This window comes from Streptomyces sparsus (genome assembly GCF_054776295.1).
Map to the genome: position 1 here is coordinate 1 of NZ_BAAHCA010001399.1, position 887 is coordinate 887.

The window sequence follows — 887 nt, forward strand, 5'->3', positions numbered from 1 at the left end:
GGACGGCGCCGCGAGCGCGTCCCGTGCGGCGGCGCCCCCCGACCTCGATCCCGACGTGGCAGCCAGCAGCGGCGCCAACTCGCCGCTCGCCCCGCTCGGCGCCGACCTGATCCCGCCGCTGACCAAGGAGGAGACCGAGGCGGAACTACTGGGCACCACCACCGGCACCACCACCGGCGGAAGCGTCACCAACGCCGCCGCCGTCGGCGCACCGGCCGCCCAGTCGCGGCCGTTCATCGGACCCCGGCCCGGGATCGTCACCCGCAAGGGCTGGCGGGCCAACGAGAAGTGGCGGGAGAAGAGGTTCGCCTACACCAAGACCGTGCGGGCCGCCTTCGTCCACCACACGGCGATGAGCAACAACTACTCCTGCCAGCAGGCGCCCTCGATCATCCGGGGCATCTACCAGTACCACGTCAAGAGCCTGCGCTGGCGCGACATCGGGTACAACTTCCTCGTCGACAAGTGCGGCACGATCTACGAGGGTCGTGCCGGGGGTGTGGCCAAACCCGTCATGGGGGCCCACACTTACGGCTTCAACAGCAGCAGCATGGGGGTCGCGGTCCTGGGCTCCTACGGCTCCACGCCGCCCCCCAGGGCCGCGGTCGACGGAGTCGCCAAGCTCACCGCCTGGAAGCTGGGCCTGTTCGGGCGCAATCCGGCCGGCAGCGTCAGGCTGACCTCGGGCGGCGGCAAGTACGCAGCGGGCACGAAGGTGACGATGCGGACCATCTCCGGCCACCGGGACGGGTTCGCCACCGAGTGCCCCGGCGCGAAGCTCTACGGCAACCTCGGCACCGCACGCGCCACCTCGGCCCGTCTCCAGGGACGCTGACCCAGGCGCCACCCGCCGCGGCGCGCACACCGGTCACCGCCGGACCGCGCCG

1 protein-coding gene is annotated in these 887 nt (G+C 72.3%); it reads left to right on the plus strand.

Annotated features, from left to right (window positions below):
• On the plus strand, positions 1 to 835 hold an 835-nt coding region (locus ACYVE9_RS28670; RefSeq protein ID WP_461030802.1), incomplete at its 5' end, for a peptidoglycan recognition protein family protein.
• Positions 836 to 887: the final 52 nt, after the last annotated feature.